We start from the raw sequence: 15,820 nt of genomic DNA on the forward strand, positions 1-15,820 counted from the left end.
CAAACATGATGTATATTAGGATATATCAAGCTCTATTATTCGTTAGATACTCAATTTTAACTTTTCACTTTTCCTCAAAATAATAGTATAATAGAGGTAGAATTTAGAATCGAGGTACACCTATGGCTGTAAAATTTACAAAACGAGACGACTTGGACAAAATGTTTGAAGAGTTTGCTAAACTCCCAGATTTGAAACAGGTCACTTTCCCTGATGACAAAGAGAAAAAAGCCAAAGCAGAAAAGAAAAACTAGATGACTGCTTTCCAACAACTCCCATCTAGCGTGCTTCAGACTGGGGCTATTTTTCTCTCTATAATCATTGAAGCCCTACCCTTCGTTCTGATAGGAAGTATTGTTTCAGGACTAATTGAGGTCTATATCACACCTGACAAGGTTTATCATTTTCTCCCTCGAAATCGTTGGGGGAGAATCTTTTTTGGGACCTTTGTCGGTATACTTTTCCCTTCTTGTGAATGTGGGATTGTCCCCATTATCAATCGTTTTCTGGAAAAGAAGGTTCCCAGTTACACGGCTGTTCCCTTTCTTGTAACAGCACCTGTTATCAATCCCATTGTTCTCTTTGCGACCTATTCTGCCTTTGGCAACTCCTTCCATATCGCCCTGTTACGAGCTCTGGGTTCCATCATTGTGGCTGTAATACTAGGAATTTTTCTAGGATTTTTCTGGCAAGAACCCATTCAGAAAGAAAATCGTATGGCCTGTCATGAACATGATTTTTCTCACTTGAGTTCTGCAAAAAAAGTTTTTCAAGTCTTTGTGCAGGCCATTGATGAATTTTTTGACACGGGACGTTATTTAGTATTTGGCTGTCTCTTTGCCTCTGTTATACAGGTTTATGTTCCGACACGGATTCTGACCTCTATCAGTGCGACTCCTCTTTTTGCCATCCTGCTCCTGATGCTTTTGGCCTTTCTTCTGTCGCTCTGTAGTGAGGCGGATGCCTTTATCGGGGCTTCTCTTCTCTCAAGTTTCGGCTTGGCACCAGTTCTGGCCTTTCTCGTTATTGGTCCAATGCTGGATATCAAAAATATTCTCATGATGAAAAATTACTTGAAAGCACGATTTATCAGTCACTTCATAACGATTGTCACTCTTGTCGTCTTAGTGTATTCTCTCTTGATTGGAGTCATCCTATGATTCGATTTTTAGTTTTAGCTGGCTATTTTGAACTGACTATTTACCTCCATCTGTCGGGCAAATTAAACCAGTACATCAACATGCACTATTCCTATTTGGCCTATATTTCCATGGTGCTTTCCTTTATCTTGGCTATTGTTCAATTGTATATCTGGATGAAGCAAGTCAAAACCCACAGTCATCTGAACAGCCGATTAGCGAAGGTGATGAGTATTGCTCTTCTGGTCATTCCGATTGTCGTTGGCCTAACTTTCCCAACTGTTAGCTTGGATTCTCAGACCGTTTCTGCCAAAGGCTATCATTTCCCCTTATCAGAAGGAACGGATCAAGCCATTCAGACCAGTGAAGGGACGACAAGCCAATACTTGAAACCAGATACCAGTTCTTATTTTTCAAAATCAGCCTATGAAAAGGAAATGCGAACGGCGGCGGATAAATACTTGTCCCAAGATAGTATTCAGATCACCAACGAAAACTATATGGAAGTCATGGAAGCTATCTACGACTATCCAGATGAATTCGAGGGCAAGACAGTCCAGTTCACAGGCTTTGTCTACAATGACCCCAGTCATGCCAATAGCCAATTCCTGTTCCGCTTCGGCATTATTCACTGTATCGCAGATTCCGGTGTGTATGGATTACTGACCGAGGGAAATACCCGGCAGTATGAGAACAACACCTGGATAACAGCCAAAGGAAAACTGGTCAATCACTACCATAAAGAACTCAAACAAAACCTCCCAACCTTGGAAATCGACAGCTTTACCAAAATCGATAAACCAGAGAATCCCTATGTTTATCGCGTGTTTTAAAAAGCAAACCAAGTTCATAAAAAACTCTAAGCAGGCAGAGCCTGATAACTCATGACAGAAAAAGAAGTTTATCTTATAATGAAGATGAACAATACCAATCCATGGTGCTTAATAGGGCTTTTCCTAGCCTCTACAAAAAAATGGATGAACAAGAGTCATGAGATAACTCGAATATGTCTTGAGCATGAAAATATCTTACTAGTAGCCTCTTGTTCTATTGTTCAAATAGTTAACAGGAGGTTTTTATAATGGAAGTCATGATTGAAACGTGTTTGTATTTTTTTGAATCAGTAACTATTCCAATTTATCTATCTTGAAATAAATAAAATCCCTTTGTAATACTATAAAAAATAACTAACAAAGAAATAACTATAAGACTCGGTTGCCAGAAACCTGATATATCTACTAAACTACGGCCTAAAAATCGGCCAATAACGCTAACTAAAATTAAAATAATTAAATTGAAAATTACTGACACTAATAAAATTAACACCGAATGTATTATTGCTTCGCCTATACGTATTTTAAAAAGTTGTAATCTTGACACTCCCAGTGTCTTTAACTGTTTAATGTCCTCAATATCTTTATTAGAAGATAAAATTGTAAGAGAAATAGAACTAGTAATAATCAGAATAATTGGAGCAGACATATAAGCAATAAAGGAAGCTCTTGCTTCGTTTACTCCGTTTGCTGTATTCATGAATGAATACATATTTTGGGTGTAAAGAATAAACCCAGAAATGAGAGTTGCTCCCATGCTCATTGAAGTTTGTATACTTTTCAAATAGCTAGGATTGGATAGTAGATTCCAAAATCCTGTATTAATTACATAATTTTCAGTTGGAAATATCCTCATTAAAAATTTTATTAGAAACATTTGAATTGATGGAGATAGTGATTGAATAATAAGAATGTGAATAATTAATAAAAATAATATTATGCTTGACTGTTTTTCAATTATTTCTTTGTTTCTGATAAATCCTGCTGAAACAATAGAACCTATACATAGTAACCATAGGAATAAACGAACAGAGATGTTAACAAATCCAGTTACTGTTACTTTTCTTTTTTTCTTTTTTAGTTTTAATATTGACGATATTTTAAGTATTCGCCTTGAATAAAAGTAAGCCCCTATCCCGACAATTGTTGGGACTATAAAAACACTCAATAAAATTGATTGAATGTTGGCTGTAATAACTAAATCAGGTAACTCATCTCTTCCTAATAAATTTTGTAAAAATTTGTAGTAACTATCTGCCATGATAAATGAAAGTATTGTACCAATACTACTAACAATCACTGCCATTAAATAAAACTGTCCAGATACTAATAAAGATAGCTGAGTTCTGCTTGCGCCTAAGATAGCCCATAATTGGTAATCCTTTTTAAAGATATCTATTAGCAGTCTTATAGTATTTGAAATAAGGAAAAATAGAGTAGTCCCGCCAAAAATTATTAGCATTTGAAAAAGTTGTGAAGCGTTAATATTAGCAGTCTTTATTGAACTAGCAATACCAAATAAAGATGTTCCAACAATCAGGCTAGATACAAATAGTAATGGTATTGTTCCTAACCATTGTCTTTTTGAGTACTGAAATTGGTAAATGATTAATTTTAGCATAATAAATCCTCCTCAAATTAATCTTTACTACTTTCAAGTGCTTGGTAGAGTTCCTCAGCTGAAGGTTTAATAATTTGTCGAGATATTTTTCCGTCTTTTAAAATGAGTGCTCTGTCAGTTTTTGAAGCCAACTCAATATCATGAGTGACCATAAAAACACATTTCCCTTGACTCGCTAAATTACGAAGTGTTTCAAAAATAAGTTTTCTTGAGACGCTGTCCAGAGCTCCTGTTGGCTCATCAGCAAAAATAATTTTACTATCAGCTATTATTGCACGAGTAATAGCCACTTTTTGCTGTTCTCCACCAGATAAGGTAGCAACTAATGATGATAGTTCTGCTTTAAAATTCAAACTATCCAACATTTTTTTTACTTTATTGCTATCAACACTCTTTCCTGAGAGTCTCAGAGGAAGTGTAACATTTTCTAGTACAGGTAGAGCGGGGATAAGATTATAGTTTTGAAAAATAATTGCAATATCTTGCCTTCTAAATTTAGCAAGCTTCCCTTCTTTTAAGGTATATGGATTTACACCATTGATAACAACTTCGCCACTTGTTGGTTCAGACAAACTTGATAAGCAACTTAGCAAAGTAGACTTTCCAGAACCACTGACACCAAGTATTGATACAAATTCCCCATAATTGACAGATAAAGAAACATCTTTCAAAATAGAGACAGTTTTGTCTTGTCCTAACAAAAATTCTTTTGAAAGGTTTGAGACTTTAACAGCTACATTATTAACCATAATAAATCCTCCTGATTCCAGTGTCATCATTGATTTAATTATACAATATTGGAATTCTATTAATATAAAGTAAGTAATTTATGAAACGTATTTTTAATGGATAAAATTTCTATTTCCTCTGAATCTCGAATAAAGGTCTTTAGCGAACTAAGAATTTTTTCTATTACCATAATAGTATCATAAATGATGGTTAATTGAAAGCGTAAATATAGCTTTATTATGAGGTACAGCTATTCTATACAAAATTTAAACATAAAACTTAGGTATACTTAATAAATGAGAATTAAAGTTAGCTATAACGAAAATAGTAGCATATGTAAAACTCTAAGCAGGCTCTGCCTGCTTAGAGTTTTACAATCGAACTTCCCAAAGAGGAAGCAAGATGAAATCCGTCATTTCTTGTGCTCATAAGATTCTCAGAATCGTTTACAAACTACTCTCCACCAAGCATACTTATCAAAAAGAAAAGGCGCTAGGACTGAGGAAACAGTTCTAACGCAAAAACTAAAAAAATTTCAATTACAGTATAGCACAGGAGGTGATTTTTTGCGCTTTTTTTACTGTCTTTTTTCAAATAAAAACACCTCAAAAGTTAGATTTTCTAGCTCTAACTTTTGAGGTGCGGCTCATTTATGTATGATAGTCTTTTGGTATTATTTCACCTTTCTTTGTTAAAAGAAAGAATATTTATTATGAATTTGGGTCATCAAGACTACGGCCATGTAAACCTTTTTCACGTTGGACTTGACGTAGTTTCTCTGGTGTAACATCGTTTCCTTCTTCGTCCACAATTTTGATCCCTTCGATGTGGTGACGAACAGTGCGACGATAACCTTCGATGTACTCCTCACGTAGTTTGGCTTGTTCTACTTTTTCTTCTGGGGTCAAGCCTTCTGCTTTTTTCTTTTTGGCAAGCTCGTTAATACGATCAATTTTTTTAGGATCCATGTTTCTCTCCTTTATGATAAGATTTAATCCGTTTAATAGATTTTATTTGGTATTGATTTGGTTAAAACGTGCAAGTTTAGCTGCTTTTTGAGTTAAATGAGACAAGATTGCCAAACGATTTTGACGGACTGCCTCGTCTTCAGCCATAACCATGGTATTCTCAAAGAAGGCATCGATGACTGGGCTAAGCGCAAAGAGCTGTTTCAATTGCTGACTGGCAGTCCCTGATAAAACGAGTGATTCTACTGCTTCTGCCAAGGTTTTCTCTTCTTCATTCTCAAAGAGAGCTGAATCAACTGTAGCTACTCCTTCTGCCTTCTCAGCCAAGTTAAAGGCACGAGATAAGGATTCAACAGCTGGTTTGTAGTTACTGTTTTTAGATGCATCTGTCAGTGCTTCTGCTACTTCAATCATATCCGCCACAACAAAGTTTGATCCTGCAAGAACGGCTTCCTTGATATCTTTTGGAGTAGAGCCCATCATCTTATCAACACGAGCCTTGATAAAGTCCATAACCTCTGTCTTATTTTCATAAGTCAAGCTGTCAAATTTCAAAGCATAAAGGCTATCAATCAGCTCGTTCATAGCAATGTGCCAACCAAAGGCATCCAAGATACGAACCACACCTTGAGTTGCGCGACGAAGGGCATAAGGGTCATTAGAACCTGATGGAATCAAGCCTACTGAGAAGAAACTCAAAATTGTATCCAATTTATCTGCAATAGCAAGCACTGCACCGACCTTGCTCTCTGGAAGTTCTCCTTCAGCTGATGTAGGCATGTAGTGTTCACGAATAGCGGCTGCCACTGCTGGAGTTTCACCAGCAAGAAGGGCATATTTCTCACCCATAATTCCTTGGAGCTCGTCAAATTCGCCAACCATACCTGTCAACAAGTCAAACTTGTAAATGGCTGCTGCACGGGCTAGGTCAATTGTTTCATCCGCTGACAAGCCTGCTTTTTCTGCCAAGAGAATAGCAATCTGACCAGTACGAATCATGTGTTCACGAAGGGAACCAATTTTCTCATGGAAAGTCACATTGTTTAATTTTTCAACAAGATCTGAAATGACCAATTTTTGATCTTCACGCCAGAAGAATTCACCGTCTTCCAAACGAGCTACCAAAACTTTTTCATTTCCTTTGATGACATTTTTCAAATGCTCTGCATTTCCGTTACGGACAGAAATAAAGTTTGGCAATAGTTTACCGTCTTGATCACGAACAACAAAGTAACGTTGGTGTTCTTTCATTGAAGTCACCAAAACTTCTTCTGGAACCTCAAGGTATTTGGCATCAAAACTTCCCATAAAGGCAGTTGGGTATTCAACCAAGTTCAAGACTTCATTCAGCAAATCAGCATCAATTTCGATACGTACACCATGTTTTGCCTCAATTTCTTTGATTTGGTCAACAATCATTTGCACTCGTTCACGAGGATCCGCGATTACAAACTGCTTACGAAGGTCTTCTTCGTAGCTCAATGCTGACTGAATCTTAGTTTCTTGTCCCAAGAAACGATGACCACGGCTGACACGATCTCCCTTGATATCAAGGAAATCCAAATCAAACTCTTCTTCATCTAAAAGAACAGTTAAAGTGTGAACAGGGCGTATGTATTCAAAGGTGTTGTTAGCCCAGTGCATGCTGACAGGGAAAGTCAATGACTTCAAGACATCCACAACACCAGGAACAATGGCTTCAACTGCTTGACCAATTTCTTCCTTGGTAACATAGACATATTCTTCACCCTTAATTTCACGGAATTCGATATCTTCAACCGTCAAGCCTTTTCCACGGACAAATCCTTGAGCTGCTTTGGTGAAGTTCCCATCACTATCCAAGGCAATTTTCTTCGCCGGCCCCTTAAAATCTTCTGTCAAATCAGCCTGTTTGTCTGATAAACCAGTCACACGAACAGCCAAACGACGTGGTGTTGAGAAGGTCTGAATAGCTTCAAAAGACAGACGATTTTCCTTGAGGAAGGCTGCCATTTTTTCGCCTAGTTGTTTTTCACTTGGTGTGACAACATAGGCTGGTAATTCTTCAAGACCGAGTTCTACTAATAAGTTTTTTGTCATGTTTTTTCTCCGAAAAATATCTTTTTATTTTCCAGTTTGCCTTATGTGATTGGCACGCAAGCAACCAACTTCGTTGTTTCATTGCTAAAATTGGAGCCAAAAGTCTCCAATTTTGCCTAGTATCCTTAGCTTCACTAAGGATACCTTCATCACTGCGGCAACTGATTCAGGGCTCACACTGTTCGCCCATTTTCGTAATTTGTCACTTTCTTTATTCTGCGTCTTCTGCTAAGAGTTTAGCTCGTGTTGCTTCATCTAAAAGTGGGTAGCCTAGGCGTTTTCGTTCTGCGACAAAGGTTTTGGCTACAACACGGGCCAAGTTACGGATACGAGCGATATAGCCTGCGCGCTCTGTTACAGATACGGCACCACGCGCATCAAGCAGGTTAAAGGTATGTGAACATTTGAGAACATAGTCATAGGCAGGGTGCACCAATCCTTCTTCCAAGGCACGACCAGCTTCTTTTTCAAACTTATCAAAGTTTTCCAGCAACATTTCTTGGTCAGAAATTTCAAATGAATATTTTGAGTGCTCATACTCAGGCTGAATAAAGATTTCTCCGTATTTTACACCATCAGCCCACTCGATATCGTAAACAGAGTCTACTTCTTGGATGTAAGAAGCCAAGCGCTCCAAACCATAGGTAACTTCCGCAGTCACAGGGCCAGTTGCCAATCCACCGACTTGTTGGAAATAAGTGAACTGAGTGATTTCCATCCCATCAAGCCAAACTTCCCAACCAAGACCAGCTGAACCAGTTGATGGGTTTTCCCAGTTGTCCTCAACGAAACGAATATCGTGCTCCAAAGGATTGATTCCCAATTTTTCCAAAGACTCAAGGTACAGTTCTTGGATGTTTGATGGAGAAGGCTTCATGACCACTTGGAATTGGTGGTGTTGGTAGAGACGGTTAGGGTTTTCCCCGTAACGACCGTCAGCAGGACGACGTGATGGCTCTACATACGCTGCATTCCATGGCTCAGGACCAATAGCACGAAGGAAAGTGTAAGGGCTCATGGTTCCCGCACCTTTTTCATTATCATAAGCCTGCATAAGCATACAACCTTGGTCATTCCAAAATTGTTGCAAAGTAAGGATGATTTCCTGGAAAGTCAATTTTTTAGACATTGTTTACTCCTTTTTTTATAAATTACTTGTGACACGAGTCTGCCTCGTCGATCATACGAGGCAAGACGAGTTAGTACTTCGTCTAGCTCAGGCACTCTAGTGCTGAGTGTGGGGTAGCCCGACTGTAAGGAGGTCTCTGCCACTGACGCAGTAAAATGTTAATTTCTTAGACATTGTTTACTCCTTTAGTTTTTATATTTCTTTTTCAATTAATTTCTGCTGAACAAACCAATTTAACAAGGGAAGAGTTTTATCTGTATTTGCCCATAAATGATAAGAATCGAAGACCGCTTGTACACTACCTAGATTTTCTACCAACTTATCTATTGTCAAAAAACTACGCCAGTATTCGTAAAAAATACTTGCATAGTTCTTATCATAAGTCGAAGAACCAAAATCATTCAATGAATGCCAACCATACTTCTTCTGAAAAAGTTCTACAAGAGATTGATTACAAATTTTTTCCGCTTGAAATTCCTCTTCTGTCAAGAAATACTTGCGACTAATATATTCAACCATTCCCTCTTCGAACCAGATATAAGAGTCATAACCATCAAAATCATCTAAAAAATACTCCGACCAATGAGCTAACTCATGTCCTACAATCTGCAAGAGGAAATTTTCAGATAAAGAATGATAGTGACTTTCTATTGCTTGAGTTTGCTGAGAACACTCGTAGTCCAGCAACTGATACAAATACAACTCTTTCCAAACAGCTAAATCAGGCGTCATAACCATTCGTCTATTATTTGTATAGGCTGGAACAGCACTTTCCCTAATAATCTGTGTAGCAGCATTAAAACTTGACCAAATAACAGCTTGCGGTAAATCACAGACTGCAAGTTCATTCTTTAAAAAAGATTGATAATCTTTCAACTTTTCAGTATTTCTTACTACAAAATCACGAAATGCAGCTAGTTGACTATCGTCTTTTACAAGATAAAGGTTTTCCACGTCTCTCCTTTCTTTCACATAATAGACTGAATAAGCGAAAGAACCGCATCCGACAATCCTAGGTTGATTTAACCTAGGGGCGTCAGAAACGCGGTTCCACCCTAATTTATTACTTCATTGTTTTTGAAAATACTACAGAAAGCGCCAGCTCTTTATTTTGTCCTACTTGGCTCCCACTATCCCAAGCTCGCTTGAAGAACGCCATAAGACTTTCTTTCCTGCTAACTATTATAGCAAAAATTAGAACAATGTACAATTCTTTTTATGATTTTCTAGAAATCCATATCATCAACTCGTGGAGCACCAGACTGAACAGCAATCGCTTTTAAGGTTTCACGCTCCTCGTGGCTCAGCTCAATTCCGAAACAATCAATATTAGTCTGAATACGAGATGCTGTGACAGATTTCGGAAGCGGTAAAAATCCTTCTACCAAGCTCCAGGCCAAGGCTATCTGAGCAACAGACTTTCCATGATTTGCTGCGATTTCTTGGACTTCCTTACTATCAAATAGTTCTCCCTGACCAAAAGGTCCCCAAGCTTCCAATAAAATTCCTTTTTCTCGACAGTAATCTACGACTTCCTCTTGATAGACACCTGGCGCCAAGCGAACTTGATTGACCGCTGGAACGATAGTTGCTGTTTCAAGCAAGGCATCCAAATGATGGGGAAGGAAATTACTAACACCGATAGCACGGATTTTGCCTTCTAGGTAAAGATCCTCCATCGCTCTCCAAACTTCCGCATTACGAGTTTTCCATGCGTCATTTTCTCTGAGCGGTTTTGGGTTCGGCCAATGAATTAAATACAAATCCAAATAATCCAAGCCCAGCTTCTCCAAAGACTCTGCAAAAGCCTGACGAGCTTGCTCATAGTTGTGATTTGTATTCCAAAGTTTACTTGTTACAAAAATTTCCTCCCTCGGAATACCACTATCTTGAATGGCACGACCAACGCTTTCTTCATTTTTATAAATCGCTGCCGTATCAATATGGCGATAACCCGCTTTTAAAGCCTCTAAAACTGCTTGGTAGGCAATTTCTCCATTTTCTGCTTTCCAGGTTCCAAAGCCCAGAACTGGAATTGGAACGCCATTATTTAAAGTATAAGATTTCATTGTTTTTCCTTTCTATGAGAAGAAAATCCAAAGAGCCAAATTTTCAAAGAAAACTTATCTCTTTAGATTTTGTGTATTATTGGTCACGGTCGTAATAGAGCTGGTGAGGTTTAAGACGAGTGTCTAACAAATCTGGAATTGTCACAAAGTCATAACCTTGCCCTTTCAAATAGTCAATAACCTTTGGTAGAGCGTTTACTGTCTCAACGTGGATATCATGCATGAGAATAATAGAACCATTCTTGACTTCACGCTGAATTTCTGTCAAAATAGCTGCTTCATTTTTACTCTTCCAGTCCAGACTATCCACATCCCACATAATAAAACTCAAATCGAGGCTATTGCGAATGTCGTCTGTAATAGCTCCATAAGGGGGACGCATAAGTTTAGAGCTAGAACCCAGCACCTTAGTTAGCGCATCCTCAGTATCAGTAATTTGTTTTTTGGCTTCATCAAGCGAAAGTTTTGAAAGAACTGGATGGCTCCAACTATGGTTTCCAATGACATGGCCATCTGCTTTCATGCGTTTCAAAATCTCTTCATTGCCAGAAACATTCTTACCTAAAACAAAGAAAGTTGCCTTAATACCATACTTAGAAAGAGTATCTAATGCTTGATTTGTCGTTGTAGGATTTGGTCCATCATCAAAAGTCAAGGCTACTACTTTACGATTTTTCTTTTCAAAATAAGCTTTATAAAGTTCCGCATCCTTATCTAGCAAATATGAGGACTGAATAAGCTCAAAGAAACTAGATACTGGCAAGGCAATCTCATCCAGATTTTCCACTGATTGACTTGGATAAAGAATAATTTGGCTATCCTTATAATCAAAGTTCCATGCAGACAAGTCTTGGTCAGACAAGCCTTTAACAATCTGATCAATCTTTTCTTGTTCCAATTTCTTATCTTGTAAGAAAGAGGTCAGTTCTTTTAACAGCTTCTCTTTAGCCTTACTAGCATCTGAAAATAGTTGATCAAGGGTAAAAGTTTTACCATCTTCTGTCAAATGCACTTTTGCTAGACTAGTTTTTTCAGTCTCTTCAACTTTTGACGAAGTTAAATCATAGACTTGTTTTATCACACTTCGGTTGACAATCCCTTTTAAAGTCGAATCCTGTTTCTCCGTATAATAAAAAACCAGATTCTCCTTGTCTTCTAAATTTTCCTTAATATCCTGCACTATGATTTCTTTTACAGATAAAATCACTTGCTCCCCTTGGAGAGGGTAATAGGCAATTACTTCGGCTTGCCCCTTACGAAAATGATCCTTCTGATTTCCCTCACTCAATTGATCATCTTTCTCTTTTTTGAGCGATTCAATCTTTTGTTCAAAACTTTGTTTTGTGTATATTTTATATCCAATTATTGAACCAAGGACACAAATACTTACTGAGAAGATAGCTACTAGGGCTATTAGACTCATTCTTATCTTATCGTGATTCTCACGCTTTGCTCTACTTTTATCCATAAGACCATCATATCAAATTCAAGCTATAATTTCAATGATTTTGGAGGAAATAGTATATTAAAAAATAGGGTCTTAAAAAATAACCGATCTCATTGCTGAGAATCGGTTTTCTAATGTATTTAATCAAGTTTTTACATAATATAAATTATGTAAAAACCCCTACAACAACAAATCCTTGACTTTCCCAATTTCACTTTTTGGAATCACTAGATGAATCATATCTCCGAGATACATTCTGGTTGAACCGTTAACAGTTTGGCTCTTGCCATTATGGACTTGAGTTGTGATGAGGATATTATGTGGTAAGTTGAGTTCGTGTACTTGTTTTCCTGCTATTTTATCCGAAACAGGGATTTCAATGAGAGTGACTTCTCCTTCATCTGACGCTTCTTCAGGCAGCATTTTTTCCAACATAGCCTCATAGACTGGCGCACCCTTGAGCAGATCCATGATGATGTAGGCAACTAGGGTTACTAATCCAAGTGGCATGAGATTGCGAATATCTCCTACCATTTCGGTTACCAGAATCATAGCGGTTAAGGGTGCCTTGGATATTGCTCCAAAATAGCCACTCATTCCCAGAATGACAAATATAGGGAATTGCTCTTGACTGACAAGTCCAAGATTAACACAAATAACACCAACTATAGCACCAAGTAAGGAGCCAAGCGCCAGAATTGGTAGGAAAATTCCACCTGGAAGGCCACTTCCATAACTAATCATGCTCCAAACAAAGCGAATCAAAAAGTAAGCTAATAGAACTTGGAAACTAAAATCTTGCTCAGTTAGGGAAAGAACCAGCTGATTTCCACCACCAAGGATTTGGGGCAAGAAGATTCCGACTGGTATGATGAGAATGAAAGCCAGAATTGGATAATAAGCTCTATCCAAACGGATTTTTTGACCAAGCCAATCATAAACTCTACCGACATTGAGTACAGCCTTCTCATAGAGAAAACCGGAAAGACCCAGAAAAATTCCCATGAGGAGGTAAATCCAATACTGGTCTAGGGTCATGAGTGGGATGTTGTCTGGCATATCCAGTACGGGTGTTAGGCCAAATATGAGCAGAGAAACAAAGTTTGCTACGAGACTAGCTGCGAGAGTGGAGACCCAGAAAAAGCGTGAAAAATGGTGATAAACTTCTTCTACCACAAAGAGAAGTCCTGCAATAGGTGCATTAAAGGCCGCAGCTAGACCAGCGGCAGCTCCACTAGCAATCAAGGAGCGTTCCTCTACTGGACTGGATTTGAGCCACTTGGCAATTCCTTTACCACCAACTGCTCCGAGTTGAATGCTTGGTCCTTCACGCCCCAACATAAGGCCACTTGCAATAGCAAGAATTCCTAGAATATATTTTTTCCAAAGAACTCCCCACCAGTTGAGGGTCATCAGTCCCTTTAATTCAGCTTCGACTTGAGGAATTCCTGAACCTTTGATGTCTTTTTCTGACCGAGTTAATTTCGCACTGAGCCAACAAACTATTAAATAAAATAGACCAATGATAAAAAGATTGCGCACTAGGTGCGCTTGATCTTGATAAAGTCCTTGTATCAGGTGGAAGCCTTTTTCGATTAAAAACCGAAAAGATCCGACGATGAGTCCGACGACGAGACCCACGATGATGCCTCGCCCAACTTGGGATAATATGGTGCTTGAGGCAAAGGCAAATTCTTTCCTGGAACTGAGTGTTTCTGACTGTTCCTCCATAATCATTCCTTCTAACTTAACTTTCTTTTTCTCCTGAAACCAGTGATTTAACGGGTTCAAAGCTGGTTCGGTGAATTGGGGTAACTCCTAGTTTTTCCAGTCCTTCTAGGTGTTTAGCTGTTCCATATCCTGCATTAGCAGCGAAATCATAGCCAGGAAATTGCTGATCGTATTCCTTCATCAATTCATCACGTGTCACCTTGGCTACTATAGAAGCTGCTGCAATCGAGAGGGAGTTGGCATCTCCTTTGATGATAGATGTTTGTGAAATCGGTAAGTCCAGTTTCATGGCATCTATCAAGAGATGCTCAGGTTGAGGACTGAGCTGGGAGATAGCTTCCTTCATGGCCAGTTTGGTTGCTTCATAGATATTGACTTGGTCGATGACTCTATTATCCATGATACCAATGCCGATTGATAAGGCTTGATCTTGAACGGCTTGATAAATTTCTAGATGTTTCTTTTTAGGAATTTTCTTGCTGTCGTTTAGACCTCTAATCTTACAATTTTGAGGTAAAATAACAGCTGCAGCGACTACTGGCCCAGCCAGAGGACCTCGGCCGACCTCATCAACACCAGCAATTAAGGGCAATCCTTGCTTGTAAAGTTCTTTTTCGTAGGAAAGCATGGCTTCCAAACGAAGATCCTCATCCAATTCTGACTGAATAGCTTTTTTACGCTTGCTGATTTCTTTTTGAACTCCAGAGCGATTATCCTTTTCAAGCTCTAAAAAAATAGGGCTTTCTAACTCCTTGACCGTTGCAAGGAGTTCTTTGATTTCTTTAATCGTCGCCATCGAGGTCTTCCAATGTATCTAAGGTATAGTTACCGAGTTTGCCGTCGCGGACTTCCTTCACGAAGAGACTGTAAAAAAGGTCATAGTCATCACGGAAACCGAGGGCACGGGTCATGTCCATAATAATAACAGGCGCTTCTTCCTCAATTTTCATTTGTTTGAAGCGTTCGGCCAGCTTTTCTGGATAATGTTCTTTGAAATAATTGAGGCCAAAAATGGTTACTTCATCCATAGGAAGCAACTGGTCTTTAATAGCTCCAGTCAAGGCCAACTTAAGCGCAACAGTTTCATCCTCAAACTTAGGCCAGAGAATCCCCGGTGTATCCAATATTTCCAGGTCTTTATTGGTTTTGAGCCATTGTTGCCCCTTGGTAACCCCTGGTTTATTGCCGACAACGGCAATTTTCTTACCAGCTAAACGGTTCATAAGAGTGGATTTACCAGCATTTGGAATCCCGATAATCATGGTACGCAAGGTTTCAATCTTGATACCACGTTCTTTTTGGCGAGCAATCTTATCCGCCATGAGCTTTTTGGCCGCATCTGTTACAACTTTTACAGTCACTTGCTCTTTGGAGTTAATAGCCAGAGTCTGGATTCCCTGTGATTCAAAATACTGACGCCATTCTTTGGTCATTGCTGGATCGGCCAAGTCCGCCTTGTTTAAAATCAAAAGTTTTGGTTTGTCACCAACAATTTTGGTCAACATAGGATTTTGACTAGATAGAGGTAAGCGTGCATCCACCAAAATCGTTACAAAATCAACAAATTTTAAATTTTCCTGCACCTGTCGACGTGCTTTAGACATGTGACCAGGAAACCATTGAATAGTAGCCATTGAGTTTTTTTCCTTTCGTAGCAAGGGTTTAAATACCCTATTTTATTTTACTATCGTTTGAACATAGAGAGTTTTCAAATGAATGGTGTTCAAACAGTTCTTATTTAATTACATAGAAATCTACTTTATATTATATCATGCCTTCTCTATTTTGTCCGATGATAGCCCTTCAAGCTCCCTGAATAGAAAAAGCGACTCTATAATATTTGTAGTGGGTAAATCCCCTATGGATATTATGGAGTCTATTTTGTGTAGAAAAAGTTCAATAGAAAAAATCATATGTAATCATTACTTTTTATCACAAAACCACTCGATATCAAAGACTCAAATATCAAAAAAGAAAGGACGAAATTTGTCCTTTCTAGATCTTAGCTTTTCTTCAACCTACTACAGTTGACAAAGAGCCCAAATTAATTTGATATTCCTAATCAATTTGTTCAT

General features: G+C 38.4%; 14 protein-coding genes. 3 read left to right on the forward strand and 11 right to left on the reverse strand.

Features of this window, described 5'->3' with window-relative positions; all coding sequences use genetic code 11:
• Positions 1-122: 122 nt before the first annotated feature.
• Genes QM424_RS01360 through QM424_RS01370 form a run of 3 tightly spaced genes read left to right on the forward strand, consistent with a single transcriptional unit; the run spans position 123 to position 1,972 of the window.
• Positions 123-254, forward strand: coding sequence for an SPJ_0845 family protein (locus QM424_RS01360; protein WP_000268685.1), 132 nt, complete (start codon positions 123-125; stop codon positions 252-254).
• Complete coding sequence (locus QM424_RS01365) at positions 255-1,160, forward strand: permease (protein ID WP_101781937.1); 906 nt, start codon at positions 255-257, stop codon at positions 1,158-1,160. It begins immediately after the preceding gene.
• Positions 1,157-1,972 (forward strand): TIGR03943 family putative permease subunit, encoded by an 816-nt coding sequence (locus tag QM424_RS01370; protein WP_414392703.1) that lies wholly within the window; start codon positions 1,157-1,159, stop codon positions 1,970-1,972. Before QM424_RS01365 ends, QM424_RS01370 begins: the two co-directional genes overlap by 4 nt.
• A gap of 304 nt (positions 1,973-2,276) precedes the next feature.
• Here QM424_RS01370 and QM424_RS01375 read toward each other — a convergent pair whose 3' ends face one another.
• The 11 genes from QM424_RS01375 to ylqF form a co-directional block, all read right to left on the reverse strand.
• On the reverse strand, positions 2,277-3,593 hold the full coding sequence (locus tag QM424_RS01375) for a beta-carotene 15,15'-monooxygenase (RefSeq protein WP_414392704.1): 1,317 nt from the start codon (positions 3,591-3,593) through the stop codon (positions 2,277-2,279).
• Between the two features lie 17 nt (positions 3,594-3,610).
• Positions 3,611-4,342: an ABC transporter ATP-binding protein gene (locus QM424_RS01380; protein ID WP_414392705.1), complete on the reverse strand. Its 732-nt coding sequence runs from the start codon at positions 4,340-4,342 to the stop codon at positions 3,611-3,613.
• A 690-nt stretch (positions 4,343-5,032) separates the two neighbouring features.
• Positions 5,033-5,290 (reverse strand): DUF896 family protein, encoded by a 258-nt coding sequence (locus tag QM424_RS01385; protein ID WP_049522002.1) that lies wholly within the window; start codon positions 5,288-5,290, stop codon positions 5,033-5,035.
• 42 nt (positions 5,291-5,332) lie between these two features.
• The gene (glyS, locus tag QM424_RS01390; protein ID WP_414392706.1) at positions 5,333-7,369 is read right to left on the reverse strand and encodes a glycine--tRNA ligase subunit beta; all 2,037 of its coding nucleotides are present in this window, start codon (positions 7,367-7,369) and stop codon (positions 5,333-5,335) included.
• A 211-nt stretch (positions 7,370-7,580) separates the two neighbouring features.
• The gene (gene glyQ / locus QM424_RS01395; RefSeq protein ID WP_000038733.1) at positions 7,581-8,498 is read right to left on the reverse strand and encodes a glycine--tRNA ligase subunit alpha; all 918 of its coding nucleotides are present in this window, start codon (positions 8,496-8,498) and stop codon (positions 7,581-7,583) included.
• A gap of 192 nt (positions 8,499-8,690) precedes the next feature.
• On the reverse strand, positions 8,691-9,452 hold the full coding sequence (locus QM424_RS01400) for an elongation factor Tu (protein WP_414392707.1): 762 nt from the start codon (positions 9,450-9,452) through the stop codon (positions 8,691-8,693).
• Positions 9,453-9,724: 272 nt separating this feature from the next.
• The gene (locus tag QM424_RS01405) at positions 9,725-10,567 is read right to left on the reverse strand and encodes an aldo/keto reductase (RefSeq protein WP_414392708.1); all 843 of its coding nucleotides are present in this window, start codon (positions 10,565-10,567) and stop codon (positions 9,725-9,727) included.
• Positions 10,568-10,643: 76 nt separating this feature from the next.
• A complete protein-coding gene (gene pgdA, locus QM424_RS01410) occupies positions 10,644-12,035 on the reverse strand; it encodes a peptidoglycan-N-acetylglucosamine deacetylase PgdA (protein WP_414392709.1) in 1,392 nt (463 codons plus the stop codon).
• A 159-nt stretch (positions 12,036-12,194) separates the two neighbouring features.
• The gene (locus QM424_RS01415) at positions 12,195-13,745 is read right to left on the reverse strand and encodes a ClC family H(+)/Cl(-) exchange transporter (protein ID WP_414392710.1); all 1,551 of its coding nucleotides are present in this window, start codon (positions 13,743-13,745) and stop codon (positions 12,195-12,197) included.
• A 16-nt stretch (positions 13,746-13,761) separates the two neighbouring features.
• The gene (locus QM424_RS01420) at positions 13,762-14,541 is read right to left on the reverse strand and encodes a ribonuclease HII (protein ID WP_414392711.1); all 780 of its coding nucleotides are present in this window, start codon (positions 14,539-14,541) and stop codon (positions 13,762-13,764) included.
• Positions 14,528-15,379: a ribosome biogenesis GTPase YlqF gene (gene ylqF / locus QM424_RS01425; RefSeq protein ID WP_414392712.1), complete on the reverse strand. Its 852-nt coding sequence runs from the start codon at positions 15,377-15,379 to the stop codon at positions 14,528-14,530. Before ylqF ends, QM424_RS01420 begins: the two co-directional genes overlap by 14 nt.
• Positions 15,380-15,820 lie beyond the last annotated feature (441 nt).

The organism is Streptococcus mitis, from assembly GCF_047464945.1.
GTDB lineage: Bacteria > Bacillota > Bacilli > Lactobacillales > Streptococcaceae > Streptococcus > Streptococcus mitis_EA.